Annotated in this window: 22 protein-coding genes; 13 read left to right on the top strand and 9 right to left on the bottom strand. The window is 72.2% G+C overall.

Translation table 11 applies throughout. The features are described 5' to 3' along the window. Positions 1-36: 36 nt before the first annotated feature. Both ACIBAD_RS02315 and ACIBAD_RS02310 read left to right on the top strand, forming a co-directional pair. Complete coding sequence (locus ACIBAD_RS02315) at positions 37-2,025, top strand: ABC transporter permease subunit (protein ID WP_398903817.1); 1,989 nt, start codon at positions 37-39, stop codon at positions 2,023-2,025. Position 2,026: 1 nt separating this feature from the next. Then, positions 2,027-2,998 carry an ABC transporter substrate-binding protein gene (locus ACIBAD_RS02310; RefSeq protein ID WP_398903815.1) on the top strand — a complete coding sequence of 324 codons (972 nt, stop codon included), beginning with the start codon at positions 2,027-2,029 and terminating at the stop codon, positions 2,996-2,998. Between the two features lie 29 nt (positions 2,999-3,027). On the opposite strand, the gene proC is transcribed toward ACIBAD_RS02310, so the two are convergent. Both proC and proB read right to left on the bottom strand, forming a co-directional pair. Next, positions 3,028-3,837, bottom strand: coding sequence for a pyrroline-5-carboxylate reductase (gene proC / locus ACIBAD_RS02305; protein WP_134068265.1), 810 nt, complete (start codon positions 3,835-3,837; stop codon positions 3,028-3,030). Positions 3,838-3,892: 55 nt separating this feature from the next. Then, positions 3,893-5,044 (bottom strand): glutamate 5-kinase, encoded by a 1,152-nt coding sequence (proB, locus tag ACIBAD_RS02300; RefSeq protein WP_398903971.1) that lies wholly within the window; start codon positions 5,042-5,044, stop codon positions 3,893-3,895. 250 nt (positions 5,045-5,294) lie between these two features. On the opposite strand from proB, the gene ACIBAD_RS02295 reads away from it, so the two are divergent. From ACIBAD_RS02295 to hisG, 7 genes are all read left to right on the top strand, one after another. Continuing rightward, positions 5,295-6,308, top strand: coding sequence for a pyridoxal-phosphate dependent enzyme (locus ACIBAD_RS02295; protein WP_134068264.1), 1,014 nt, complete (start codon positions 5,295-5,297; stop codon positions 6,306-6,308). Positions 6,309-6,368: 60 nt separating this feature from the next. After that, positions 6,369-7,568, top strand: a complete 1,200-nt coding sequence (locus ACIBAD_RS02290; RefSeq protein ID WP_398903812.1) for an acetyl-CoA carboxylase biotin carboxylase subunit family protein — start codon at positions 6,369-6,371, stop codon at positions 7,566-7,568. Then, complete coding sequence (locus tag ACIBAD_RS02285) at positions 7,565-8,767, top strand: MFS transporter (protein ID WP_398903810.1); 1,203 nt, start codon at positions 7,565-7,567, stop codon at positions 8,765-8,767. The genes ACIBAD_RS02290 and ACIBAD_RS02285 overlap by 4 nt, the downstream gene beginning before the upstream one ends. Beyond that, positions 8,760-9,944: an ATP-grasp domain-containing protein gene (locus ACIBAD_RS02280; RefSeq protein ID WP_398903808.1), complete on the top strand. Its 1,185-nt coding sequence runs from the start codon at positions 8,760-8,762 to the stop codon at positions 9,942-9,944. The genes ACIBAD_RS02285 and ACIBAD_RS02280 overlap by 8 nt, the downstream gene beginning before the upstream one ends. 78 nt (positions 9,945-10,022) lie before the next feature. Then, positions 10,023-11,030, top strand: a complete 1,008-nt coding sequence (locus ACIBAD_RS02275; RefSeq protein WP_134068259.1) for a glutathione synthase — start codon at positions 10,023-10,025, stop codon at positions 11,028-11,030. Continuing rightward, a complete protein-coding gene (locus ACIBAD_RS02270) occupies positions 11,027-12,361 on the top strand; it encodes a hypothetical protein (protein ID WP_398903806.1) in 1,335 nt (444 codons plus the stop codon). The genes ACIBAD_RS02275 and ACIBAD_RS02270 overlap by 4 nt, the downstream gene beginning before the upstream one ends. A 51-nt stretch (positions 12,362-12,412) precedes the next feature. After that, positions 12,413-13,255, top strand: coding sequence for an ATP phosphoribosyltransferase (gene hisG, locus ACIBAD_RS02265; RefSeq protein ID WP_134068257.1), 843 nt, complete (start codon positions 12,413-12,415; stop codon positions 13,253-13,255). Positions 13,256-13,309: 54 nt separating this feature from the next. Here hisG and ACIBAD_RS02260 read toward each other — a convergent pair whose 3' ends face one another. Further along, positions 13,310-14,128, bottom strand: coding sequence for an alpha/beta fold hydrolase (locus ACIBAD_RS02260; protein ID WP_398903804.1), 819 nt, complete (start codon positions 14,126-14,128; stop codon positions 13,310-13,312). A gap of 120 nt (positions 14,129-14,248) precedes the next feature. Here ACIBAD_RS02260 and ACIBAD_RS02255 point away from each other — a divergent pair, with 120 nt between their 5' ends. Next, positions 14,249-16,300: a transcriptional regulator gene (locus tag ACIBAD_RS02255; RefSeq protein ID WP_398903802.1), complete on the top strand. Its 2,052-nt coding sequence runs from the start codon at positions 14,249-14,251 to the stop codon at positions 16,298-16,300. Between the two features lie 493 nt (positions 16,301-16,793). Here ACIBAD_RS02255 and tal read toward each other — a convergent pair whose 3' ends face one another. After that, positions 16,794-17,909 (bottom strand): transaldolase, encoded by a 1,116-nt coding sequence (gene tal, locus ACIBAD_RS02250; protein WP_398903800.1) that lies wholly within the window; start codon positions 17,907-17,909, stop codon positions 16,794-16,796. A gap of 101 nt (positions 17,910-18,010) precedes the next feature. Beyond that, positions 18,011-18,448 (bottom strand): hypothetical protein, encoded by a 438-nt coding sequence (locus tag ACIBAD_RS02245; RefSeq protein ID WP_398903798.1) that lies wholly within the window; start codon positions 18,446-18,448, stop codon positions 18,011-18,013. Positions 18,449-18,538: 90 nt separating this feature from the next. On the opposite strand from ACIBAD_RS02245, the gene ACIBAD_RS02240 reads away from it, so the two are divergent. Continuing rightward, positions 18,539-19,237: a helix-turn-helix transcriptional regulator gene (locus ACIBAD_RS02240; RefSeq protein WP_398903796.1), complete on the top strand. Its 699-nt coding sequence runs from the start codon at positions 18,539-18,541 to the stop codon at positions 19,235-19,237. A 298-nt stretch (positions 19,238-19,535) separates the two neighbouring features. On the opposite strand, the gene ACIBAD_RS02235 is transcribed toward ACIBAD_RS02240, so the two are convergent. Continuing rightward, positions 19,536-21,059 (bottom strand): aldehyde dehydrogenase family protein, encoded by a 1,524-nt coding sequence (locus tag ACIBAD_RS02235; protein WP_398903794.1) that lies wholly within the window; start codon positions 21,057-21,059, stop codon positions 19,536-19,538. Between the two features lie 54 nt (positions 21,060-21,113). Continuing rightward, positions 21,114-22,442 (bottom strand): GAF domain-containing protein, encoded by a 1,329-nt coding sequence (locus ACIBAD_RS02230; RefSeq protein ID WP_398903792.1) that lies wholly within the window; start codon positions 22,440-22,442, stop codon positions 21,114-21,116. Positions 22,443-22,734: 292 nt separating this feature from the next. Here ACIBAD_RS02230 and ACIBAD_RS02225 point away from each other — a divergent pair, with 292 nt between their 5' ends. After that, positions 22,735-22,917 (top strand): hypothetical protein, encoded by a 183-nt coding sequence (locus ACIBAD_RS02225; RefSeq protein ID WP_030158088.1) that lies wholly within the window; start codon positions 22,735-22,737, stop codon positions 22,915-22,917. 7 nt (positions 22,918-22,924) lie between these two features. On the opposite strand, the gene ACIBAD_RS02220 is transcribed toward ACIBAD_RS02225, so the two are convergent. Beyond that, positions 22,925-23,380 (bottom strand): SAM-dependent methyltransferase, encoded by a 456-nt coding sequence (locus ACIBAD_RS02220; RefSeq protein ID WP_398903969.1) that lies wholly within the window; start codon positions 23,378-23,380, stop codon positions 22,925-22,927. A gap of 23 nt (positions 23,381-23,403) precedes the next feature. Continuing rightward, positions 23,404-24,198: a hypothetical protein gene (locus ACIBAD_RS02215; protein ID WP_398903789.1), complete on the bottom strand. Its 795-nt coding sequence runs from the start codon at positions 24,196-24,198 to the stop codon at positions 23,404-23,406. Positions 24,199-24,333: 135 nt separating this feature from the next. On the opposite strand from ACIBAD_RS02215, the gene ACIBAD_RS02210 reads away from it, so the two are divergent. Then, on the top strand, positions 24,334-25,248 hold the full coding sequence (locus tag ACIBAD_RS02210; protein ID WP_398903787.1) for an oxygenase MpaB family protein: 915 nt from the start codon (positions 24,334-24,336) through the stop codon (positions 25,246-25,248). Positions 25,249-25,303: the final 55 nt, after the last annotated feature.

Below are 25,303 nucleotides of genomic sequence, written 5' to 3'. Positions count from 1 at the left end.
CGGCACGACCGGCGCCGTCGCCGGACGGTGGGGCCGATGACCGCCACCGCCACCACCCCCGCCACCACACCCGCCCCTACGGGTTCCACGACCGCCGGCGGCACCGGGCCCGGTGCGCTGCGCGCCCTCGCGCGCCATCGCGGCCGGCTGATCGGCGCGGGCGCGGCCCTCGCACTCGTCCTCGGTTCCCTGCTCTTGGGCGGCGGCAGCTGGCCGGCACCGCTCTCCGTCGACCTGTCCGGGCCGCTCGACCGCGCCAGCGACTGGATCATCGACAACCGTGACGGCCACCCGCTCTTCCTCTACTTCCTCGGCCACGTCAGCAACGTCGTGGTCGTGTCCGTCCGCGCGGTGTACCTGGCGCTGCTCGCCCTCGGCTGGGCCGGCGTCACCGCCGCCGCAGGACTGCTGGCCTGGCGCGTCGCGGGAGTCCGGCTCGCGCTGACCTCCGTCGCCGCCTTCGCCGTGTGCGGACTGCTCGGCATGTGGGTGCCGACCCTCCAGACCCTCGCCCTGATGGCCGTCGCCGTCGCCGCGTCCGTACTGCTCGGAGGCCTCCTCGGGCTGGCCGCGGGCCTGTCGGACCGGATGCACCGCATCCTGCGGCCCGTGCTGGACACCATGCAGGTGCTGCCGGCCTTCGCGTACCTCCTGCCCGTCGTCCTGGTCTTCGGCATCGGCGTGCCCGCCGCCGTCCTCGCCACCGTCATCTACGCCGCCCCGCCCATGGCCCGCCTCACCGCGCTCGGTCTGCGCGACGCGGACGCCGGCGTCGTGGAGGCCGCCACCTCCCTCGGCGCCACCGGCCGGCAGCGGCTGCTGACGGCCCGGCTGCCGCTGGCCCGCAAGGAACTGCTGCTCGGCGTCAACCAGTCGATCATGATGGCGCTCGGCATGGCCGTGATCGCTTCCGTCATCGGCGCGGGCGGCCTCGGCGACCGCGTGTACCAGGCGCTGGCCTCCGTCGACGTCGGCGCCGCGCTCGCCGCCGGTGTGCCGATCGTGCTGCTCGCCATCGTCCTGGACCGGGTCACCGCCGCGGCGGGGGAGCGGATCGGCGCGGCCGGTGCCCGCCGGTCCCGGCTCGGCTGGGCCCTCGCGGCCGCGGTGACCGCCGCCGTCGCCGTCGCAGGGCGCCTGTCCGACCGGCTCTCGTGGCCCGACGGGTGGACGGTGGGCATCGCCGAACCCGTCAACCGGGCAGTCGACTGGATGACCGCCCACCTCTACTCCGGCGTGCCCGTCCTCGGCGGCACCGCCGAGTGGGCCGGACACTTCACCACGTGGGTCCTCAACCCGCTGCGCCACGGCCTGCAGTGGCTTCCCTGGTGGGCGGTCCTGCTGGCCGTAGGCACCCTCGCCCTGCTCATCGGCACCTGGCGCACCGCCGTGACCGCGGTCCTCGCCATGGCCGCGATCGGCGTGCTCGGCGTCTGGGACCCGGCGCTCGACACGCTGTCCCAGGTACTGGCCGCCGTCGCCGTGACCCTGCTCCTCGGCGTCGGACTCGGCGTCGCCGCGGCGCGCAGCAACCGCCTGGGTCGCGCGCTGCGCCCCGTCCTCGACGTCTTCCAGACGATGCCGCAGTTCGTGTACCTGATCCCCGTGGTCGCCCTGTTCGGAGTGGGCCGCGCCCCGGCGGTCGCGGCCGCCGTGGTCTACGCGCTGCCCGCGGTGGTACGGATCACGGCGCAGGGCGTGCGCGCGGTGAACCCGGCCGCTGTGGAGTCCTCGCGGTCGCTGGGCGCGACCGGCCGCCAGCAACTGCTGCAGGTCCAGCTGCCGCTGGCCCGGCCCGCGCTGCTGCTGGCCGTCAACCAGGGCGTGGTGCTGGTCCTCGCCGTGGTCGTCATCGGCGGCCTCGTGGGCGGCGGTGCGCTCGGCTACGACGCCGTCTTCGGTCTCGCCCAGGGCGACCTGGCGACCGGACTGGTCGCGGGCGCGGCGATCGTCTGCCTCGGCCTGATGCTCGACCGCGTCACCCAGCCCACGCAACGCCGCGACCTCGCCGGAAAGGGGGCCTGAGATGGCTCGCACACGCCTCGCCGCACTCGCGGCGGCCGCCACCGCCACCGTCGCCCTGACGGCCCTCACCGGCTGCGGCGCCGCCGACATGACCCGCCAGGCCTCCCCGTACGCCGACGCGAAGGGCTCCCGCACGGTCACCCTGTCCGTGCAGTCGTGGGTGGGCGCGCAGGCCAACGTGGCCGTCGCCCAGTACCTGCTGGAGCACGAGCTCGGCTACCGCGTGGACACCGTCCAGATCGACGAGGTGCCCGCCTGGGACGCGCTCAGCCAGGGCCGGGTGGACGCCATCCTGGAGGACTGGGGCCACCCCGAGCAGGAGAAGCGGTACGTCGACGACAAGGAGACGATCAAGCCGGGAGGCGAGCTCGGAGTGACCGGCCACATCGGCTGGTTCGTGCCGACGTACTTCGCCGAGCAGCATCCGGACGTCACCGACTGGAAGAACCTCAACAAGTACGCGAACGACTTCCGGACCGCGGAGAGCGGCGGCAAGGGCCAGCTGATGGACGGCTCCCCCTCCTACGTCACGAACGACAAGGCGCTCGTGAAGAACCTGGGCCTGGACTACCAGGTCGTCTTCGCGGGCTCCGAGGCGGCGCAGATCACGCAGATCAAGCAGTTCGCCAAGGAGAAGAAGCCGTTCCTGAGCTACTGGTACAAGCCCCAGTGGCTCTTCGAGAAGGTCCCGATGACGGAGGTGAAGCTGCCCGAGCACCAGGAGGGCTGCGACGCCGACACGGAGAAGGTGGCCTGCGCGTACCCGCACACGCCGCTGCGGAAGTTCCTCAACGCCCGCTTCGCGGACGGCGGGGGCGACGCCGCAGCCTTCCTGAAGAAGTTCCGCTGGACGACCGAGATGCAGAACGACGTCTCGCTGATGATCGCGGAGGAGAAGCTGGCGCCGCAGGAGGCGGCCGCCCGCTGGGTGAAGGAGAACGAGGCCACGTGGCGGACGTGGCTCCCGTCCTGACGCCGGTCCGGTCCGGCCCGGACGTACGGTCACGCGTAGGAGGCCGCCAGCTCGCTGCTGCGGTCGCGGGCGGCCTCCAGGGCCGCCATCAGCGCGGCGCGTACGCCGTGCCGTTCCAGCTCCCGCACCGCGCTGATGGTGGTACCGGCCGGCGAGGTGACCGCCTCACGGAGCTTGACCGGGTGGGTGCCGGAGTCGCGCAGCATGACCGAGGCACCCACGGAGCTGCGCACGACGAGCTCGTGCGCCTTGTCCCGCGGAAGCCCCAGCAGGACGCCCGCGTCGGTCATCGCCTCGACGAGGAAGTAGAAGTAGGCGGGCCCCGACCCCGACAGCGCGGTCGCGGCGTCCTGCTGGGCCTCGGGCACGGTGAGGGTGTGGCCGACGCCGCGGAACAGGTCCGCGGCCTGCTCCACGTCCTGCTGCGAGGCGTGGCCGCCGCCCGAGAGCACGGTCATCCCCTCGTCCACCAGGACCGCCGTGTTGGGCATCGCCCGCACCACCGCGACGCCGGCCGGGACCCGCTCCTCGAAGAAGGCCGTGGTGAGCCCGGCCGCCACGCTGATCAGCAGCGTCCCGGGGGCGATCGCGGGGGCGATCTCCGCCAGCAGTGCGCCCATGTCCTGCGGCTTCACCGCGAGGATCAGCACGTCGGCCCATGCTGCGGCCTCCGTGTTGCCCAGCGCCGCGATCCCGTGGCGCGCCTCGATCTCGGCGGCCCGCTTCTTGCGGCGGCAGGTGACCCCGAGTGCCCGCGCCGGCCAGCCGGAGCGCAGCAGGCCGCCGAGGAGCGCCTCACCCATCTTGCCCGCGCCGAGCACGGCGACCTTGCACGTCATGACTTGCTCCCTCGTGGTGGAAGTGACGAAGAGAAGAAGGGGCCGGCCGGCCCGGTCACCGCGTGCCCGTGCCCGTGCCCGTGCCCGTGCCCGTGCCCGCGTACGCGTGCGGCGTGAACAGGGCCACGTCCTGCGCACCGACGACCTCGGGATACGCCACGGCTGCGGGTCCGTCCTGCGGTACGGGGAACCCGGCGAGCAGCCGGATCAGATCCCCGGAGGCCAGCCGGGCGAGGCCGCGCGCCACGGGTCCGCCCGCGCCGTCGGCGAGGTCCACCGGGTCACCCGCGCCGAACTGACCCTCGACGGCGGTGACCCCGCTCCACAGCACGGGCCGGCCGTGCTCGCGTACGTCCCGCACGGCGGCGGCGTCGAGGACGATGCGGCCCTGCGGCTCCGTGGCGTGGGCGAGCCAGAACAGCTGCTCGGCGGGCCGCTGCCGGGCGGCGTGGAAGTACGTGCCCGTCTCCGCGCCCGCCAGCGCCCGTGCGGCCTGCCCGGCGGCGGCCAGTACGACGGGGATCCCGGCGCTCGCGGCGGTCATCGCCGCCTGGACCTTGGCCCCCATGCCGCCCGTACCGAATCCCGAGCGCCCCGGCGTGCCCGTACGGATCCCGGCGAGGTCGGCGGGTCCGCGGATCTCGGAGACCGGGCCGGTGCCGGGGTCCAGCGGGTCCCCGTCGTAGAGCGCCTCCACGTCGGAGAGGAGGACGAGCAGGTCCGCGCCGATCAACTCGGCGACCAGGGCCGCGAGCCGGTCGTTGTCGCCGAAGCGGACCTCGTGGGTGGCGACCACGTCGTTCTCGTTGACGACCGGCACGATCCCCATGAGCATGAGCTTCTTCAGGGTGCGCCGGGCGTTGTGGTAGTGGTCGCGGCGGGTGATGTCCCCGGCCGTGAGCAGGACTTGCCCCACCTGGATGCCGTAACGGCCGAACTCCGAGCCGTACGTGCCCATGAGCAGCCCCTGGCCGACACTGGCCGCCGCCTGCTGCTCGGACAGTTCGGTGGGCCGCGTGGTCAGTCCCAGCGGCGCGAGTCCCGCCGCGACGGCGCCGGAGGAGACCAGGACGACGCTCCTGCCCTGCCGGTGCAGTCCGGCGAGGACCTCGACCAGGGCCGCCGGCCGGGCGGGATCGAGCCGCCCGGAGGCCGAGGTGAGCGAGGACGAGCCGATCTTGACCACGATCCGGTGGGCCCCGGCCACGTCCGCACGCTCGGTGCGCGGTCCGTCCGGCGCGGCTTCGGATGTCACGGGAGCTCTCCTCGGGGCTGTGGGGCGGCGGCTGTGGGGCTCCGATTCAGCCATGATCCGTTCCCGTTTCGTTCCCGGACCCCGGGAATGGTCCGGGAACGGTTCGGTAGCCACCGGTCTCATTTTTGCTGGGCATCAGTAGGCCCACAGCAAAAAGAGGAAGGAGGCAGGGAGTTCGGTGTTCTCGTCATTCACGGAGAAAATGGCACAACCGGATCTGATAGATCTCGGCGACGGCATATACGTCCTCCGGTTCGAGGTCATGAAGGTGACCTCGGTCTACCGCGCGGTCAAGGAGTTGCTGGCGCGCGGGGTGATCCGGCCCGGGCAGACCCTCGTCGACAGCTCCAGTGGCATCTACGGCCACGCGCTCGCGCTGGTCTGCCGGGAACTGGGACTGAAGTGCCACGTCTTCGCGTCCGTCGCGGTGGACGACGGGATCAAGACCCAGCTCAAGTACCTCGGTGCCACCTACGACCAGGTCTCCGGCGGCGGAGGCAACCTCCAGCACGACCAGGAGGCCCGCGTCCGCCTCGTCCACGACTACCTCCGGCGCAATCCGGACGCGTACTGGATGCAGCAGTACCACGACGACGTGCACTACGCCGGCTACGAACACGTCGCGGAGCTGCTCCTCAAGGAGCTGGGCTGGGCCGAGATGACCCTGGTCGGCGGCGTCGGCACCGGCGCGTCGACCAGCGCGATGAGCCGCTACCTGCGCGAGTCGTGCCCCAACGTCCGGGTGGCCGGCATCCAGCCGTTCGGCAGCCGCTCCTTCGGCTCCGAGAACTTCCCGCTCGACGGGTTCATCATCGCCGGCATCGGCAGCGGGATCCGCTTCGACAACATCGACTACAGCGCCTACGACGACATCCACTGGGTCGACTTCGACGTGTCGGCCGCGGGCTGCCGCCACCTGCTCTCCACCACGGGCGTCTTCGCCGGGCTGTCCGCCGGCGCCGGCTGGCAGGCCGCCCGGTACATCCGCTCCACCGAGCCCTCCGGCGGTCCCGTCGTCTTCATGGCCGCCGACCCCGGGCACCGCTACATCAAGCAGGTCTTCCCGCCCGACGGACCGCTCGTCAAGGACCCGGAGTACCGGCCCGTGGTCATTTCCGCCCTGGAGGAGATGACCGGTCCCTGGTGCACGATGAACTGGGGCCGACGGCCGTACAGCGTCGAGGACGACCTTCCGGTGCTCGCCCTGCAGGGCTGAATGCCCGCACGGCCGACCCTGTATCGCCGAATTCCCCCGTAAAGAATCAGAGGCCGCACCATGACCGATGTCGCCATCATCAATTATGGCGCCCAGCACGACTATCCGGCCATGCTCCACGAGCTGGCGGACGGGCTCCACGTCTTCAGCCACAACCCGCTCGCGCACACCGCGGGGCTCGGCTCCTACGAACACGTCGAGGACTGCGAGTTCGTCCCCTACGCCGAACTGCGCATCCGGCAGCTGGCACGGACCCGGTCCTTCGCCCACATCATCACCGACAACGAGTACGACCTCGAACGGACCGCGCGCATCCGGGAGGACCTCGGCATTCCCGGCCAGTCAGCGCGCAGCGCACGGCAGTTCCGCGACAAGGTCGTCATGAAGCAGACCGCGGGCCGCACCGTGGCCACCCCGCGCTACGCGCGGCTGGCGACGATCGTCGACCTCACCCGGTTCATCGACGAGAACGACTACCCGGTCGTCGTCAAGCCGGTCAGCCAGGGCGGTTCGCGCGACATCGTGGTGCTGCGCGACGAGGACGACCTGATGGAGCTCAGCCGCCGCCACTGGCGCGAGGACCTCATGGTCGAGGACTTCGTCGACGGCGAGATCTACCACGTCGACGCGATCCTGGCGCCCGGCTACCGCTTCGTGGCCTCCTCCCGTTACCTGCGCGACTGCCTCGGCGTCCTCTCCGGCCAGAACAACGGCTCCCTCCAGCTCGACCCGGCCAGCAAACTCTCCCAGCGGCTGGAGGAGTTCCTCGACCGGGTCCTCGAAGCCTTCGACACCCCGGAAGTCGGCGCCTACCACCTTGAGGTGTTCCGCACGCCCGAGGACGAGTTCGTGCTGTGCGAGATCGCCTCGCGCGTCGGCGGCTCCCGCATCCCCGCCCTCACCCGCCTGACCTACGGCCTGGATCTGCACACCACCTGGCTGCGGCTGTCCTGCGGGCTGCCGGTGGACCCCCCGCCGACCGCCCCGCCGGCCGAACTCCGCGGCTCCATCGGCATCGTCCCCCAGGGCCGCCCGGTGCGCGCACCGCAGACCCTGCCGTTCGACTGGGTGGAGCACTACCAGGTCAACGAGCAGCTCGCGCTCGGGGCCGTGGCCCAGAACAGCACGTCCAACCTCTGCTTCGCCCTGGTCCGCGGAGCCGACACCGCCGAGGTGGAGCAGCGCCTGCTCCAGGCCGAGGAGTGGATCCTGAACAACCTCATCGAGGCCGACGGACCCGCCCGGCTCCCCGCGCCGTGAACGCCTGGCGAGAGGCGTCGCCCACCGCGCGCCTCCTGCTGGTGTCGGTGCTCTTCACCGGCCTGACCACCTTCATGTTCCTGCCCCTGCTGGCCATCGAACTGACGGCGCGGGGCATCCCGGCGGGCCGCACCGGCTTCCTGGTCGGTCTGCTCGCCTTCTCCGGCCAGGCGTTCTCGCTCCTGACCGGGCTGCTGGTCGACCGGTTCGGCGCCCACCGGGTGATGTCCGCGGGCTTCCTCCTGCGCGTCCTCGGCTACGTGCTCCTCGGGCTCGGCGGCGGCGGCGCCGCGGCGCCGCTCGTCGCCGGGATCGTCGCCGTCGGGGTCGGCGGCTCGCTGCTGGGCCTGTCGACCAAGACGCTGCTCGTCTCGCAGGACGGCACCGATCCGCGCACGATGCTCGCGCTGCGCTCGACGTTCGTGAACGTCGGCGTCGTGGCCGGGCCCGCGCTGGGCGCCGCGGTGTACCCGCTCGGGTTCGGCTGGATCCTGGCGGCCTGCGTGCTCTCGCACCTCGTCCTCGGTACCGGCCTGCTCCTTCGACGGTCCGTGACGGCCCCCCGGTCCCGGCCCGCCGCGGGACGGGCCCCCGCCCCCGCGCGGGCGGCGGACGGGGCGCCCGCCACGCCGTGGACACTGCGCCAGTGGCTGCCCCTGTGCGGACTGGGGGTCGCGTACTGGGCGATCTACAGCCAGCTCAACGTCCTGCTCCCGATCACCGCGAACGAGATGACCGGCAGCACGGCGGCGATCTCGGTGGTCTTCACGGCCAACGGCCTGCTCGTCGTGCTGTTCCAGTACACCCTGCTGCGCCACGTGTTCCGCCGCGCCACCGCCCGTACCCTGCTGGTCCTCGGCTTCCTCGCCTTCGCCTGCGCCTACGCCACGCTGATACCGCTCGCCGGGTGGTACTCGCTGCTCGCGTTCGTGGTGCCGGTCACGCTGGCGGAGATGCTGATCGGCCCCAGCCTCGACGAGCAGGCGGTCAACGCCGCCGCCACCCGCCGCACCGGACTCGCCCTCGGCGCGATGAGCGCCGCCGGAGCCCTGGGCAGCCTCTTCGGCTCCAGCGCGGGCGGCTACCTGCTGCAGAGCGCGCCGGGCGGCAACGGCGTGTGGCTGCTGCTGGTCGGGTCCTCCCTCGCCGCCGCAGCGATCTGTCTCCTCCTACCGAAAGTGCGTACGCGCCATGCCTGACACACAGCCGACCGTCGTGCTGCTCAATCCCCGCAGTCATGTCCTGGCCGCGGCCCGGAAACTGGGCGCCGCCACCGTGACCGTCCCCGAACCCGGCAGGCCGCTGCCCGCGGACGGACCGGGACTCGCCTTCCACTCCCCGTGGACGACCGACCCCGAGGACCTCATCGACCGGCTCCGCGCCCTGGACCTGCAGGCCCCGGTCAGCTGCTTCGGCTTCGGCGAACTCGGCTGCGTCGTGGCGGCGCTGGTCAACCGGCGCCTCGGCTGGCCCGGCAACCCGCCCGAGGCCATGGAGGCCTTCAAGGACAAGGCGAAGCTGCGGTCCGCGGTCGCAGACCGGGCCGGCGCGCCCGTCGCGTACCGGCTGTGCACGGAGAAGGGCCAGATCCGCCCGGCCGTCGAGCACATCGGCTACCCCTGCATCGTCAAGCCGGCCGACGGCACCGGCAGCGCCGGGGTGCGTCAGCTCGCGGGACCGCAGGAGCTCGACACCTACCTGGCCGCACTGGACTTCAAGTCCCCGCACCTCGTCGAGGAGTTCCTCGTGGGGACCGAGTACAGCGTGGAGGCGGCGAGCTCGTCCGCGGGCCACCGGATCCTCGCGATCACGGAGAAGGCGACCACCGGCGCCCCCGGATTCGTCGAGACGGGCCACACCCTGCCCGTACGGCTCGCCCCGCAGGACGAGGAGGCCGTCGCCGCCCTGGTCGCCGCGACCCTGGACGCGGCGGGCTACCGTACGGGCCCCTCGCACACCGAGGTCATGCTCACGGCCAAGGGGCCCCGCCTCATCGAGTCGCACGGCCGACCCGGCGGTGACCGCATCAGCGACATGCTGGACCTGGCCCTCGGCGAGGACGTCTTCGAACAGGCCATGGCCGACGGCCTCGGCCTGCCCGTCCCGGACGCCCCCACCCGCGACCGCGTCGCCGGGATCCGCTACGTCACCTTCGACCGTACGGCGCCGGTCACGGTCACGGACGCGGAGACCGCGGAGGTGGCCGCCCTGCCCGGGGTCACGGAGGTCGCCATCGCCGTCCCGGCGGGCCAACTCCCCCCGGAGGTGCACCGGTCCGGGGACCGGCACGGCTTCGTGGTCGCCCACGGCGCGAACCGCGAGGAGCTGGAGAGCCGTCTCGACCTCGCCGTACGCACCCTCACCGCCGGCCGCTGAGCCTCCCCCTCCGCCGCTTCCTCCCCCCACCCCCTCGCACCAGCACGCCAACACGCCAGCGCCCGAAAGGCACTTCCCATGTCGTACAAGATCCTGGTCCTCGTCTCAGAGGCAGCGAAGTTCCGGCTCGACAACCACTCGATCATTCCCAGCGCGCTCCACCGTGAGGGGCACGACGTCCACATCGGCGACATCGACACCCTCTGCCTGCACGACAACACCGTGGTCGTCGACCGGGTGCGGCTCAGCGAGGAGTACCTGACCGGCCACGACTTCCCCGCGCTGAGCGAGTCCTACGCCTCCGCCGAGGACTTCGACCTGGTCTGGGTCCTCACCGGCACCCATCCCGAGGCGCTCGCCGACTCCTTCCAGCTGCTGTGGCTGCTCAACCAGCGCGTCCCCTTCGTCAACGACGCCTCCGCCCTCTTCTACCTCAACTCCAAGATCACCCTCGGTGCGGCGGTCCCCGCGGAGCACCTGCCCGCCTCCTACGTGTCGAACGACTTCGAGTACCTCACCGAGCTGGTCGAATCCGACGAGAACCGCACCTGGGTGCTCAAGCCGACCAACGAGGGCTGCGGCGCCGGCGTGTACTTCGTCAACAAGAACGAGCGCAACCGCCCCGCACTGCTCCAGGCCGCCACCGGCAACGCCGTTCCGCGCTACGAGATGTACAGCCGCAACATCATCGGGCTCTCCAAGCGGTACACGGCCGTGCAGGAGTACATCCCCAACGTCCGCAGCAACGAGAAGCGCGTGATCATCGCCGGCGACGTCCCGGTCTGCGGCTTCCGCCGCTTCCACTTCGAGAACGACGACCGGGCCAACGTCACGCTCGGCACCAAGTTCGAGGGACTCACCCTGACCGCGGAGGAGGACGAGTTCGTCCGGGCCCTCGGCAAGCGGATGATGGACCTGGGCATCTTCTACTCCGGCATCGACATGGCGTACCCGTACGTCATGGAGTTCAACCTGGTGAACCCGGGCGGGCTCAACTACTCCTTCCGGGCCACCGGCGTCGACCAGTCCTCCGAGACCGTCAACGCCGTCCTCGCCGCACTGCGCAACGCCGGGAAGATCTCGTGACCGCCTGGTCCTCGCTCGACCCGCGGGCCACCGCCGCCTGGACGGAGTTCGCCGCCACCGGAGCGGCCGACGCGGACAACGAGCGATTCCAGAAACGGCTGCACCGCCCCGGCTGGGTCCACGCGTACCCGCCCGTCGTCTTCCACGGGGCCGCCGCCGACGAGGTCACCGACCTCGGGCTGCGCCTCGCCGAGCTGGTCTCGGACTTCCCGCGCCGCGTCTTCGGCGACGACCTGGAGGCCTGGGCCGCCTACCTCGCCGTCCCCGCCGAGGACGCGGAGCTGATGGTCAGCGCCCTGCGCCACCCGCGCACGGGCCGCGCGGCCACGGCGGTCATGCGGCCCGACCTGGTCGTGACCGACGACGGCCTCCAGCTCGTCGAGCTCAACGTCTCCACGCCGATGGGCGGCATGAGCACGATCGCCCCCTACACCGAGGCCACACTCGACACGGACTACGCCCGCTTCCTCGCGGAGCGCGGACTCACCCCGGCCTCCGCCGCCACCTCGCACGTCTGGCTGGACATGTTCGTCGGCCTGCTGCGCGACCACGACACGGAGCGGCCGCTGCACGTGTTCGAGGCGATCGCGAACCCCGCGGACTCCGACTCGGGGCGGCGCTTCTTCGTCGACATGATCCGCTCGGGCGGGTACGAGATCAGCTGCGGTCTCGTCACCGACCTGGAACTCGACGAGGAGGGCGCCTCGTTCGAGGGCAAGCGGGTCGACGTGGTCGTCACCATGTACACCTGGCACGAGACCAAGAAGTACGTCCCGCCCGCCCTCACCCGCAGGCTGATGGAGCTCGACATCGCCGAGAAGATCGACTTCATCGGCGCCCCGGCGACCGCCCTCCACGACAACAAGGCCAACCTGGCCCTGCTCACCGAGCCGCAGTTCGACCACCTCCTCACCGACAAGGAGCGGGACCTGGCACGGGCCCACGTCCCGGAGACCTTCCGGCTGCGGGCGGACACCCTCGACCGCGCCCTCGCGGAGCGCGAGGAGCTCATCTGCAAACCCGCCTCGGCCTACGGGGGCAAGGACCTCGCCTTCGGATTCACGCAGGACGACGGGCAGTGGCGCGCCCTGCTGGAGGAGCGCCTCGCCGACCCGCGCGAGACCTACGTCCTCCAGCGCCGGCTGCGACCCTCCGTCGTCGAGGTGCCCGGAGCCGACCCGGCCGGGCGCGAGGTCGTCCTGGCGCCCCTGGTCTTCGGCGGCCGCTTCGCCGGCACGTTCCTGCGCCAGGCCCCGCCGAGGTCCGCCTCGGCGATCAACGCCTCCAGCGGCGCGGAGGCGGCCGGGGTCCTGACCTTCGACACCCCCTAACCGCACGCCCCCCACGCCACCCCCCCGTTCGCACACAAGGAGTTCTGACGGATGCTGAGGATCGCGGTTCCCAACAAGGGCTCCTTGTCCGAGCGGGCCTCGGACATGCTGAGGGAGGCCGGCTACCGGCAGCGCAAGGAGGCCAAGGAGCTCGTCCTGGTCGATCCCGTGAACCAGGTCGAGTTCTTCTACCTCCGCCCCCGGGACATCGCCGTGTACGTCAGTACGGGGCGGCTCGACCTGGGCATCACCGGCCGGGACCTGCTGCTGGAGTCGGGTGTCAACGCCGAGGAGGTCCTGGCGCTCGGCTTCGCCCGCTCGACGTTCCGCTACGCGGCCAAGCCCGGATCGGCGCGGGACACGGCCGACTTCGACGGCATGACGATCGCCACCTCGTACGAGAACATCGTGGCCAAACACCTGGCGAACAGCGGCATCCAGGCCTCGGTCGTCCACCTCGACGGCGCCGTGGAGACCGCCGTCGAGCTGGGCGTGGCCCAGGTGGTCGCCGACGTGGTGGAGACCGGAACCTCGCTGCGCAACGCCGGTCTCGAAGTGATCGGCGAGCCCATCATGGAATCGGAGGCCGTCCTCGTCCGCCGCCCGGGGACGGAGGATCCGAGGGCCCGGAAGTTCCTGCGGCGCCTTCAGGGCGTCCTGGTGGCCGGGTCCTACGTGATGATGGACTACGACTGCCGGGCAGAACACCTGGAGGCCGCGGTCGCCCTGACCCCCGGGCTCGAAGCGCCCACCGTCTCCCCCCTGCACAACGAGGGCTGGGTCGCCGTCCGGGCCATGGTCCCGGCCAAGGAGGCGCAGCAGATCATGGACGACCTCTACGCACTGGGCGCCCGCGCGATCCTCACCACGGCGATCCACGCCTGCCGGCTCTGAGGAACCGCCGGACGTGCCCACCGGGTGAGGCTCTTCGCGTCGAGGCGCGGGCGGTCAGCCGGTGAACGGGTGGCGGGCCAGGAACCCGGCCAGCGCCTCGGCGACCGGCCGGGACCGCTCGATGTGGAGCAGGTGTCCCACTCCGTCGATGACGCACTCCTCGACATCGGGCACGTTCGAGCCGAGGAACGCGGCGACCTCGACCCACAGCGGCCGGGTGCCGCTTCCCAGCACGGAAAGCACCGGTTGGCGGATTTTCGCGGCCTCGTCCGGGCCGAACCGCCATTCGCCCAGGGCGGGGAGCTCGACCCCGAAGAACGTGTCGGCGTCCTTGACCGCCTGCTCGACGCTGCCCGGCAGGCGCTCGTCGAGCAGGGTCCGGCAGCGCTCCCGGCCCATACCGCTGACCAGGGACAGGAACAGCCCGAGGGCGCGTTCCGGCTCCCCGTCCGCGTACGCCTGGAAGGCCGGCGCCGCCTGCGCGAAGAACGCCGCGCCCGCCGGCACCGACAGCAGGGAGAGCTCCAGCAGCGAGACGGTGGCGATGCGGTCGGGGTGGTCCTGGGCCATCTGGGCGGCGACCGCAGCGCCGCTCGAATGCCCGGCCACGTGGGTCCGCTCGATGCCGAGGCGGTCGAGGAGCGCGATGGCATCGCCGACGTGGTCGGCGACGGCGACCGGCCCGAGGGTGTGGGTGCTGCCGCCCCAGCCCCGCTTGTGGTAGCGGATGAGCTGGTGGCGCTCGGCGAGTGCCGGTTCGGCGACGAGCGGGACGAACCCGTCGGCGAGGACCGGGCTGATGAGCAGGACCGGCTCCCCGGCTCCGCGGATCTCGTGTTCCAGCTGGATGCCGTTGACCGTGACGGTGTCCATGATGTCCTCCTGTGCGGTTGTGGCTCACCATGGAGGCGTAAGCAGGACGCTTACCGCCGTAACCGGTACCGCCGCAGCCGATACGGCCGTGACCGGCCATCCTGGGATCGAGGGCTGCCCGTGATCCAAGCCGCCGGGGACGCGAACGCCCTGGAGCGGGCGCGCAACGCATCCGCCCGCGGAGCGTGGCCGGACGCCTACGCCGGGTATCTGGCGGCCCGGGAAGCGGGCGGCCTCGGTCCGGCGGAGCTCGCCGAATTCGCCGACGTCGCCTACGCCGCCGGGCACCTCGACGTCACGATCGAGACCTGGGAGCAGCTCCACGGCGAACTGTCCCGGCTCGGCCAGGACGCCGCCGCGGCCGGGGCCGCCGTACGGGTGGCCATGCACCTGCTGTTCGACACCGCGCTCATGGCCCCCGTACGGGGGTGGCTGCGCCGCGCGGAGCGCCTCCTCGATCGCACGCCGGTGACCGGAGCGCACGCGTGGTTCGCGGCGGTGCGGGCGTTCGAGCGCTGTCTCAGCGGCGACCTCGACGCGGCGCGGGACTGGGCCGAGCGGGCGATCGAGACCGGCTCGCGCAGCGATCCGGCGGCAGCGGCGGTCGGGCGCGTGGCCCAGGCCCGGCTGGTGATCCTCGACGGAGACGTGGAACGGGGCCTGGAGCTCCTCGGCGACGCCGGCACGGTGGCGATGTCCGGCGACCTCGACCCCCTGTCGACCGGGGTCGTCTACTGCGAGGTGGTCTGCGCACTGCAGGGCCTGGCCCAGTACGACCTGGCCGAGCAGTGGACCGAGGCGATGGAGCGGTGGGCGCGCACGAACGCGATCGGCAGCCTGCACGGCCGGTGCCGGGTGCACCGGGCCGAGATCCTGCGCCTGCGGGGCCAGTGCGCGAGCGCCGAGCAGCAGGTGCTGACGGCCTGCGACGAGCTACGCCCGTACGTGCGGCGGGAGATGGGCTGGCCGCTGACGGAGCTGGGCCGGATCCGCCTGCGGCGCGGCGACCTGACCGGTGCCGAAGAGGCATTGCGCGCGGCACACCGCCTCGGGTGGGATCCCGAACCCGGTCTGTCGCTGCTCCGGCTCGCCGGCGGCGACCTCGACACCGCGGCTGACGCGATCCGAGAGGCACTGGCCCGGCCGCTGCCGGTGCCGTCGAAGGAGCTGCCCCCCACCTCCGAGCTGCGGCGGGCACCGCTGCTGGACGCGCAGGTCAGGATCGCCGTCGCCCGCGCCGACCTGGAGACGGCGCGGGTCGCGGCCCGCGAGCTGGCGGAGGTGGCCGTCCGCTTCGAAAGCAAGGCGCTCGCCGCATCGGCACTGCGAGCCGGCGGCGACGTCCTGCTGGCCGAGGGCGATGCGGCCGGCGCGTCGGTGTCCTTCGCCGACGCCGTCCGCGGCTGGAGCGACGTCGGAGCCCCCTTCGAGACGGCCGAGTGTCGGCTTCGGCTCGCGGACGCGCAGCGAGCCCTGGGCAACCTCCAGGCCGAGGCCCTTGAGCGGGAGGCGGCGCGTACCGAGTTCGAACGGATCGCCCGCGCGCCTGCGGCCGACGCGCCCCGGGCGGACGCGGCCGGGCCGGATGCACCCGGGCGGGAAGCGGCCGGGCCGGACACGTTCGTCCTGGAGGGCGAGTACTGGAAGATCGTCTTCGACGGTCGGCGCCTGACCGTCCGCGACAGCAAGGGCATGCACCACCTCGCCCGCCTGCTCGCCGCGCCGGACCGGGAGTTCCACGTCCTCGACCTCGCGGCCGCCGACACCGCCGACCCCGTCGCAGCCGCCGCGCTCGCCCGCGCCGGCGACGCCGGCCCGCTCCTGGACGACCGCGCCAAGCAGATGTACCGCCGGCGGCTCGCCGAGATCGAGGACGACATGGAGGAGGCCCGCGCCGACGACGACATCGCCAGACGGGAACAGGCAGAACTCGAACGGGGATTCCTGATCGACGAACTCGCCCGGGCCGTCGGGCTCGGCGGGCGCGACCGGCACGCCGGGGCCGCCTCCGAACGGGCCCGCGCCGCCGTCACCCAGGCCGTCCGCAAGGCCATCGGCCGCCTCCGCGAGGCCTCTCCGGCCCTCGGTGACCACCTCGACCGCACGATCCGCACGGGGACCTACTGCGTCTACGTCCCCGACCCGCGCGCTTCCTCCCGGTGGGCCATGTGATGAGTGAACGCGGACGGCCGGCGCAGCGGGGGCTGCGGCTCGCCTGAGCACCGGGTGCCTGCTGTTGCACAGCCCGGCCGATCAGACCTTGTCCCGGTGGGGGTGACGCCGAGCAGGTTCGGTACGAGTGCCGGCCGGAACAGGACCTGAGGGACGCGGCGCTCGCTCCACGGAAGAGCCACGAGCGGCAGCCCGCACAGGGTGCCCAGGTGGCCTGGCCGAGTACGACCTCGGGCCAGAAAGAGCGGCGCACGAGCGCACCCCCCACGACGGCCATCAGGGCGCCCACAGCCGGGTGCCGAGAGGGCGGGCAGCTCCTTCGCCTCGGCTGGCCAGATGCGACACCGATGGTGACCGGGCGCGCCGGGCGGACCCGCTGGTCTGCGGACAGAGCCGACGCGGCAGAGGAGAGCCATCGATGGGCTGTGCTGCGGGTGGTCAAGGCGGTACCGGGCGTGTCTGCCGTCCGGCGGTCGCAGGCGGCTGGGCCGCATCAGGCTGCGGCGTGCCCGGTGTGCAGTTCGGCATCCAGTTGCTCGAACAGCTCGTTGCCGGAGGCCGTGAACTTGGCTATGCCCTCCTCCTCCAGCACACGCACCACATCGTCATAGGACACCCCGACCGCATCCAGGTCATCGAGCACCTGCTGGGCCGTCACATACGTGCCGTGGATGGCGTCGCCCTGGATGCGGCCATGGTCCGCGACCGCGCGCAGGGTCTGCTCCGGCATGGTGTTGACCGTCCCGGGCGCCACCAGTTCGTCGACGTAGCGGGTGTCGGAGTAGGCGGCGTCCTTCACACCGGTGGAGGCCCACAGCGGGCGTTGGGGGCGCATCCCGGCCTCCGCAAGGGCCATCCACCGCTTCGATGCGCACGCCTGCTCGAAGCGCTGATAGGCCAGGCGGGCGTTGGCGACCGCGGCCCGCCCCCGCAGCTCCCGTGCTTCAGGTGTGCCGATCCCGTCGAGTCGGCCGTCGACTTCGGTGTCCACCCGGCTGACGAAGAAGGAGGCCACCGAGGCGATGGACGCCAGGTCGTGTCCCGCCGCATGCGCCCTTTCCATGCCGTCCAGGAAGGCGTCGAGGACCTGGTCGTAGCGATCCAGGGAGAAGATCAGCGTCACATTGATGCTGATGCCTTCGGCGAGCGCCGTGCTGATCGCCCCCAGGCCCTTCTGCGTGGCGGGGATCTTCACGAGAAGGTTCGGCCGATCCACCAGCCACCACAGGGCCCGTGCCTCGGCGACCGTTGCCGCCGTGTCGTGGGCGACGCGCGGGTCCACCTCCAGCGACACCCGTCCGTCCACCCCGCCACTGGCCTCGTACGCCGGGTGCAGCACGTCGCAGGCCCAGCGCACGTCGAACGCGGTCAGCATCCTGACGGCTTCCTCGACCCGGACCCCGCGCCGGGCAAGATCGGCTACCTGCCCGTCGTAGCGGGCACCCGAGCGGATCGCCTTGGCAAAGATCGTCGGGTTGCTGGTGATGCCCACTACCCGCTGTTCACGCACCAAGTCGGCCAGTCTGCCGCCGGCGAGGCGCTCCCGGCTCAGATCATCCAGCCAGACCGCCACACCTTCTGCGGCCAGCCGGTCCAGGTTCTCACTCATGGACTTCTCCCTCGCGGGCTGTCGCGGCGGCCACGGCAACGAGTGCGGGTCAAGCCCCCCTGAGCTCACCCGCCTCGTCGCCGAGTGCCCTTCGAGGCCTGTCAGTGGGGCTGCCGCTTGCCGTGGTAGCGCTGGGCGAGCCGGGCGAGGGCGACCGCACCGAGCAGGAGGCCGAAGTCGCGCAGCGCCACGTCGTAGTACCCGGGGATGGTCAGCAGGTTGACGATGATGCCGGCGAGCCATCCGGCGACCAGCCAGCCCCCGAAGCGCGGGGCGACGGCGACGGCAAGGCCCGCGATGATCTCGATGGCGCCGACGGCGTACATGGCTGCCTGGGCGCTGCCCGGGACGATGTTGTTGACCCAGGGCGCGAGGTAGGTGGGCCAGTCGACGAGCAGGTTGGCGAACTTGTCCAGCCCGAACAGGATCGGTGCCACGGTGAACCCGGTGCGCAGGATGACGAATGCCTGGTAGCCGGGGTCACTGAAGGCGGCCCGCCGGGGGGCGACGGGCGTGGTGGTTGTGGATGCGGACGACATGGCGCCCCTCCTTCTATCGGCAACTTCCACTACCAATAGAAGCGCGGAAATTTTCTTTCGTCAACGACTCTGGGTTTTACACTGGTGTCCATGGACCACCCGAAAGAGGCACCCCGCCCCGACGTCTCCGCCGTCGCCGCTCTCGACGAGCCGACCCGCAGGAGGCTGTACGACCACGTCGTGCGCCAGCCGGGACCGGTCAGCCGCGACGAAGCGGCCGAGGCCTTCGGCCTTCCCCGGAAGACCGCGGCCTTCCACCTCGACCGGCTGGCCGACGAATCACTCCTCGACGTCGTCTACGAACGCCGCAGCGGCCGCACCGGTCCCGGCGCCGGCCGACCCGCCAAGCTCTACAAGCGCTCCACCAAGCAGGTCACCGTCAACCTGCCCGAACGGCACTACGAACTCGCCGGACGACTGCTCGCCCGGGCACTGGAGGAATCCGAAGCCACGGGTGAGCCGGTCCGCACCGTCCTGCACCGCAAAGCCCACGAACTGGGCACACAGCTCGCCGGGCCGGACGGGACGAGTGCGCTCGCCCTGCTGGAAGACAACGGCTTCGAACCCCGCTACGACGGCGACGCCATCGTCCTGGGAAACTGCCCCTTCCACGCGCTCGCACGGGAACACACCCAGACCGTGTGCGGCATGAACCTGCACCTGCTCCGTGGCGTGCTCGAAGGACTCGACGAACGCGGACTCCAGGCATGCCTGGCACCCGCCCCCGGTCACTGCTGCGTCCGCCTGGAGCCGGCTTCCTCCCCGTCCACCGCGGCACGCCCTTCTTGAGGCGTACCCCACCCCGCCGTCCGCAGCTCCGAGCTGCCGCCGGCGTCGAAGGCCCCTGGAAGCGATGCGCAGCGCAGCCTGTGCGCCGCCCAGCAGATCGTGAGCCGGGGTCTGACGATGCCACCCACACTTCCTGGCGATGTCATCGCGACGTGGAATCGGGCCAGGAGGAACGCCCCTGACGGGCCGGGACGGAGGCGGTGCCACCGCCCCAGCCGACTCATTCGGTGTTCTCCGCGCTCGGCCTTACCGAGGCGGGCAATGCGATGCAGCGGTGTGCAGCCAAGGGCGAAGGCGGTCAGAAGAGACCGAGCTTCTTGGGGGAGTACGAGACCAGGAGGTTCTTGGTCTGCTGGTAGTGCTCCAGCATCATCTTGTGGGTCTCGCGGCCGATGCCCGACTGCTTGTAGCCGCCGAAGGCGGCGTGGGCCGGGTAGGCGTGGTAGCAGTTCGTCCAGACGCGGCCCGCCTGGATCGCGCGGCCCGCCCGGTACGCGGTGTTGATGTCGCGGGTCCAGACGCCCGCGCCCAGCCCGTACGCCGTGTCGTTGGCGATCCGGACGGCGTCGTCGAAGTCCCGGAACGAGGTCACGGACACCACCGGGCCGAAGATCTCCTCCTGGAAGATCCGCATCCTGTTGTCCCCCTCGAAGATGGTCGGCTCCACGTAGAACCCGCCCGCGAGTTCACCGTCCTGCTCGATGCGCCGACCGCCCGTCAGGATCTTCGCACCCTCCTTCCGGCCGATCTCCACGTACGACAGGACCTTGCGCAACTGCTCCTCGGAAGCCTGCGCGCCGATCATCGTGTCCGTGTCCAGCGGGTGCCCCGGCGCGATCAGTTCGGTACGGGCCACGGCCGCGTCGAGGAAGTCGCCGTAGCGGCCACGCTCGATCAGTGCGCGCGAGGGGCTCGTGCACACCTCGCCCTGGTTCAGGGCGAACATGGTGAACCCCTCCAGCGCCTTGTCGCGCAGGTCGTCGTCGGTGGTCCAGATGTCGTCGAAGAAGAGGTTGGGGCTCTTCCCGCCGAGTTCGAGGGTGACCGGCTTGAGGTGCTCCGCCGCGTACTGCATGATCAGCCGCCCGGTGGAGGTCTCCCCGGTGAACGCGATCTTCGCAACGCGCGGGCTGGACGCCAGCGGCTTGCCCGCCTCCTCGCCGAAGCCGTTGACGATGTTCACCACACCCGGCGGCAGCAGGTCCGCCACCAGGCTCAGCCAGTAGTGGACCGAGGCCGGGGTCTGCTCGGCCGGCTTCAGCACGACCGTGTTCCCGGCCGCCAGCGCCGGAGCCAGCTTCCACACCGCCATCAGGATCGGGAAGTTCCACGGGATGATCTGCCCGACCACGCCCAGCGGCTCGTGGAAGTGGTAGGCGACGGTGTCGTCGTCGAGCTGGCTCAGCGCCCCTTCCTGGGCGCGCAGCGCACCCGCGAAATAGCGGAACTGGTCGATGGCCAGAGGCATGTCGGCGGCGAGGGTCTCCCGGACCGGCTTGCCGTTCTCCCAGGTCTCCGCGACCGCCAGGGCCTCCAGGTTCTGCTCCATCCGGTCCGCGATGCGCAGCAGTACGGTGGACCGCTCGGCGACGGAGGTGCGGCCCCAGGCGGGCGCCGCCGCGTGCGCCGCGTCGAGTGCCCGCTCCACGTCCTCGGCCGTGCCGCGCGCGACCTCCGTGAAAGTCTGGCCGTTGACGGGGGAGGGATCGGCGAAGTACCCGCCGAGGGCGGGCGCGACGTACTCGCCGCCGATGAAGTGGCCGTAGCGGGACGCGTACGACATGAGCGCGCCTTCGGTACCGGGCGCAGCGTAACGGGCCATGGTGTCCTCCCCTTGCCGGGCGCCGGCCGCCGTCGGACAGCGCTCGGGAGGAGGCTAGGAGCGGGCACGTTGCGGATACGTTGCGGGCCGCGGGGGCGGAGCCGGCTCCTGGCGTACGAGGGCGGGCTCGGCGCCGAGTTCCTCGTCGAGGGCGCGTACGCGGGCCAGCGCGGCCGGGCGGCCCTCCGGCGGCAGTGCTGCGGCCAGCGCCCGCCACACCGCCGCGTCGTCCGCGCCCCACGGAGTGCACACCCAGTCGGTCAGCAGCCCCGCGTCCGCTCGGGCGATCACCGCGGCCCGAGCCTGGTCCTCGATCCGGCGCCGCAGCCGGACGATGCCCGGCGCGGTCGAGCCGGGGAGCAGCGGGCCCGCGTAGTGGTGGAGGGCCGCCGAAACGGCGCCGGCCGCCAGATGGCGGGTCACGAGGGTGAAGTCCGCCTCCAGCGGCGCCGCCGTACGGTACGGGCGCGAGAGCGGGGCGCGGTCGCCCAGCACTCCGCGCAGCCGTGACATTTCGGCGCGCAGGGTCACCGGTGACACCGACTCGTCCTCGTACAGCGCGATCGCCAGCTCCTCGCCCGTCAGGCCCTCGGGGTGGTGCGCGAGGAGAGCCATGATTTCGCTGTGCCGCCTCCCCAGACGGACCCCGCCAGCCCCGCCGGCCAGCAGCGCCTCGTCCCGGCCGAGGGCGCCGAGGGTGTCCCCGGTGGCCGGCGGGATGACCGGGTCCAGCAGCGCCAGTTGGGCCTCCGCGGCGCGGGCCACCGCCTGCACGAAGGCGAGGGAGTGCGGATGGGCCAGGCCGTCCCCGCCGGTGATGTCCACCGCGCCGAGCAGCCGACCGGTCCGGGGATCGCGCACCGGGGCCGCCGCGCACGTCCAGGGGTGGACCCGGCGGCTGAAGTGCTCGGCTCCGAAGACCTGGACCGGCTGACCGACGGCGACCGCCGTACCGGGCGCATTGGTGCCCATCGCCGTCTCCGCCCAGCGGGCGCCCGGTACGAATCCGAGCCGTTCCGCCCGCCGCAGCGTGGCCGACTCACCCTCCACCCAGAGCAGGCTGCCCCGCGCGTCGCACACCGCCAGCAGGTGGGACCCGTGCGCCGCGAACGCCCCCACGAGATCCCGGAACACCGGCATCACCCGGGCCAGGGGGTGCTGCGCCCGGTACGACCCGAGCTCCGCCTCCGCCAGCTCGACCCGGGGCGTGCACTCCGGGCTGACCCGGGCCCGGGCGCACCGCCGCCAGGAGCTCGCGATCACCGCCCTGACCGGGGCCTCGACCCGCCCGTTCTGCGTGAAAGCGGTGTGAGCCCGGCGCAGTACGCGCGTGCGCTCGGCGGGATCGGCCCCGCCCGGCAGTGCCACCGGCGGATCGTCCATGCGCCCTCCCGTGGTGCCGCGGTACCCGGAGCGCCCCATCGTCGTGCCGGTACCGGGTCGCGACAAGCGCCGCGTCGGCCACGCGGTGCCCGAAAGGCCGCCACGGCGTGGCGGCGCGGTCGCGGACGGTGGTGGCCGCCGCGGGGGCCGGGCCGGGCCGTCGGCCCGGCCCGGACGGAGCCCGGCCGGGAGGCGCACGGGTCTTCGCCGGGGCGGGCGGGCGGTCGGGAACGCGTGGTCGCGGCGGTGCGTTGAGGGGGTAGTGGACGACGACAGGTGGAGGTGTCCGCAGATGTCCAAGCGCGGCAAGGTCGCGGTTGCCGGAGTCGCGGCAGCCATCGTGTTGTTCTGGACGGTCGGGTTCTGGGCCGGGCTGCTGGTCCTGATCGGTGTGCCGGCCGCCGCCTACCTGCTGCTGGACTCCTCCCAGCGGCGCCGCCTGCGGGGCATATCCAGGAAGCAGCTGGGCCGCTGAGGCGCAGCTAGTAGTAGTCGCGCATCAGGGTCGTGGCCCACGGGGGCTGGTGCAGTTCGCCGCGAGGGCCGAACTCGGCCATGTAGGGCTTCAGGTCCAGGACCGGGGTGCCGTCGACCGCGTCCAGGCCCTCCACGTGCACCTCGAGCCCGTCCACCTTCAGGATCCGGCATCGGGAGACGCCCAGCCGGTTCGGCCTGTTCTTGCCGCGCTGGGCGAAGATGCCGACCAGCGGCCAGTCGGGGTTGCCCCGGGGGTGGCGTGCGCCCGTCTCGATCTTCTCCACCGGAACCCGGTCGAAGTGGTAGACGACCTCCAGGTGCGAGAACTCCGCCAGCCCGTACAGGGCCTCAGGGCCGAACCGCCCGGCGTCCAGCCGGATCACGGCCGTCTCCCGCCCCCAGTCGTCGTCGACCGCCTCCGCGCGGCCGCCCACCACCACGGCCACCGGCTCCGATTCCACCAGCAAGGCGTCTCTCCCTCTGTTCAGGCCGGGCGTACGGCGACGCGGTCCAGGGCCGCGAGCAGCTCCGGCAGCTTCGGCAGGCCGAGATCGGGATCCCCGTCACGGGGGACGGCGAGGACCTCGCTCGGCTCCTCGTCCAGCAGTATGAAGGCCGCGTCGCCGGTCCGCGCCACCAACGACCACCCGGGGCCGTCCACCCTGAGCGTCCGCACCCCCTCGCCCGCGAACGAGGACCGGACCCTGCCGGGTGGCGGTGGGCTCTGCGTGTACCCCAGCGCCTCCTGGAGCGCCCTCGCGAGCCCGGGGTGCGCCGCGGCGGCCGCGCCGCCGTCCGTCGCGACCCGTTCGTGCCAGTCGGTCCACTCCCGGGCGATCTGGTCCGCGCCCATCCGGCGCTGTACCGGCCCCCACACCTCGGCGGACGGCGGTGCCAGCGGCACCCGCCCCGTGCCGTCGGCGCCCTGCTCCGGGTCGTGCGGCTCCGGGATGCCCGGCGCCGCCACGGACAGGGCCAGCGGCCAGCCCGCCAGCGAGACCACAATGGACCGCTCGTCGGGCGACAGGTCGTACTCCATGCCGCAGTCCCAGGAGGCGATCGCCATGGCCACGAGCGAGACGTCGTCCACGACGACCGTCCAGCGCGCGCCCTCCTCGTCCTGGCCGAGCACCAGCCCGTATCCCTGCGCCGCCGGCTTCACACCGAGCAGCGAGCACGCCTCCGGGAAGTCGTCGCCCAGGATGCTCGGAAACTGCGCGGGGGTCAGCAGCACGGCGGTCAGCACGTAGAGCGAACCGCCCCCCTCCTCGTCCGTCACGTGGCCTCCCGGTCGCTCTCTCGTCGGCGCACCCTAACCAGCGGGTAACCCCCGCGTCGAGAGCCTGCGGCCGTCGATTTCCAAGCCCGCCACCTGCACGTAGAGTTGGCCACCCGCCACAGAAAGGGACACCCGGTGCAGCGTTACGACCGGCTGAGGGAGATCCTCCGTCTTGACCCCGACAAGGACTTCCTCGCCATCTACCGGCTCACCACCACCTACGAGTTCCCCTGGGACTTCACCCGCGCCCTGGAGCTCGCCCTCCTCCGGACGTACGCCGTCCCCAGCATCGGCCGCCTGCTCGCCGAGACCGCCGAGTTCACCGACCGCCCGCAGAAGCGCTACGACGACACCTCGCTGCTCCTCGACGCCGTCGTGGAGCACGGGTTCGAGAGCGAGACCGCACGCACCGCGATCCGCCGTGTCAACCAGATGCACCGCGCCTACGACATCGCCAACGAGGACATGCGCTACGTCCTGTGCACGTTCGTGGTGATTCCGGTGCGCTGGATGGACGCCTACGGCTGGCGCGCGTTGACCCACCACGAGCGCCGCGCCAGCGCGAACTATTACGCCGAACTCGGTCGGCACCTGGGCATAAAGGACATTCCGGGCTCCTATGAGGAGTTCGAGGAGACCCTGATCGCGTACGAAGACGCCCACTTCGGCTGGGACCAGGGCGGCCGCGCGGTCGCCGACTCCACCATCGGCCTGATGGCCTCCTGGTACCCGGCGCCGCTCGCTCCCGCGGCGCGCGCACTCGCCCTCTCCCTCCTCGACGAGCCACTGCTGTCCGCCTTCCGCTACGAGAGCCCCCGCCCGCAGGTCAAGCGGCTCTTCCGGGGCGCCCTCAAGCTCCGCGGGCGCGCCGTCCGGCTGCTGCCGCCGCGCAAGGCCCCGCACCACGCCCGGCAGAACCGGGAGATCAAGGGCTACCCCCACGGCTATGACGTGGGCGAGCTCGGCACGTTCCCGGTGCCCGGCTCAGGGGGGTGCCCCGTACCGCATCCCCGCCGACCGGCCGGGGCCGAGGCTCAGCCTCCGGCGTGATCCGGGGCACCTCCTCGGATCCCGGGCCAGGTGCCGACGTACGAAATGCCTGTGG

This window comes from Streptomyces sp. NPDC051109, from assembly GCF_044455885.1.
Taxonomy (GTDB): Bacteria; Actinomycetota; Actinomycetes; order Streptomycetales; family Streptomycetaceae; genus Streptomyces.
This window is presented reverse-complemented; position numbering and strand designations above follow the sequence as displayed.

What these genes read in the sequence shown, in the direction of transcription:
- ACIBAD_RS02315 (WP_398903817.1), top strand. Translation starts at nt 37, where the DNA reads ATGACCGCCACCGCCACCACCCCCGCCACCACACCCGCCCCTACGGGT.
- ACIBAD_RS02310 (WP_398903815.1), top strand. Translation starts at nt 2,027, where the DNA reads ATGGCTCGCACACGCCTCGCCGCACTCGCGGCGGCCGCCACCGCCACC.
- proC (WP_134068265.1), bottom strand. Translation starts at nt 3,837, where the DNA reads ATGACGTGCAAGGTCGCCGTGCTCGGCGCGGGCAAGATGGGTGAGGCG.
- ACIBAD_RS02295 (WP_134068264.1), top strand. Translation starts at nt 5,295, where the DNA reads ATGGCACAACCGGATCTGATAGATCTCGGCGACGGCATATACGTCCTC.
- ACIBAD_RS02290 (WP_398903812.1), top strand. Translation starts at nt 6,369, where the DNA reads ATGACCGATGTCGCCATCATCAATTATGGCGCCCAGCACGACTATCCG.
- ACIBAD_RS02280 (WP_398903808.1), top strand. Translation starts at nt 8,760, where the DNA reads ATGCCTGACACACAGCCGACCGTCGTGCTGCTCAATCCCCGCAGTCAT.
- ACIBAD_RS02275 (WP_134068259.1), top strand. Translation starts at nt 10,023, where the DNA reads ATGTCGTACAAGATCCTGGTCCTCGTCTCAGAGGCAGCGAAGTTCCGG.
- hisG (WP_134068257.1), top strand. Translation starts at nt 12,413, where the DNA reads ATGCTGAGGATCGCGGTTCCCAACAAGGGCTCCTTGTCCGAGCGGGCC.
- ACIBAD_RS02260 (WP_398903804.1), bottom strand. Translation starts at nt 14,128, where the DNA reads ATGGACACCGTCACGGTCAACGGCATCCAGCTGGAACACGAGATCCGC.
- tal (WP_398903800.1), bottom strand. Translation starts at nt 17,909, where the DNA reads ATGAGTGAGAACCTGGACCGGCTGGCCGCAGAAGGTGTGGCGGTCTGG.
- ACIBAD_RS02245 (WP_398903798.1), bottom strand. Translation starts at nt 18,448, where the DNA reads ATGTCGTCCGCATCCACAACCACCACGCCCGTCGCCCCCCGGCGGGCC.
- ACIBAD_RS02240 (WP_398903796.1), top strand. Translation starts at nt 18,539, where the DNA reads ATGGACCACCCGAAAGAGGCACCCCGCCCCGACGTCTCCGCCGTCGCC.
- ACIBAD_RS02235 (WP_398903794.1), bottom strand. Translation starts at nt 21,059, where the DNA reads ATGGCCCGTTACGCTGCGCCCGGTACCGAAGGCGCGCTCATGTCGTAC.
- ACIBAD_RS02230 (WP_398903792.1), bottom strand. Translation starts at nt 22,442, where the DNA reads ATGGACGATCCGCCGGTGGCACTGCCGGGCGGGGCCGATCCCGCCGAG.
- ACIBAD_RS02225 (WP_030158088.1), top strand. Translation starts at nt 22,735, where the DNA reads ATGTCCAAGCGCGGCAAGGTCGCGGTTGCCGGAGTCGCGGCAGCCATC.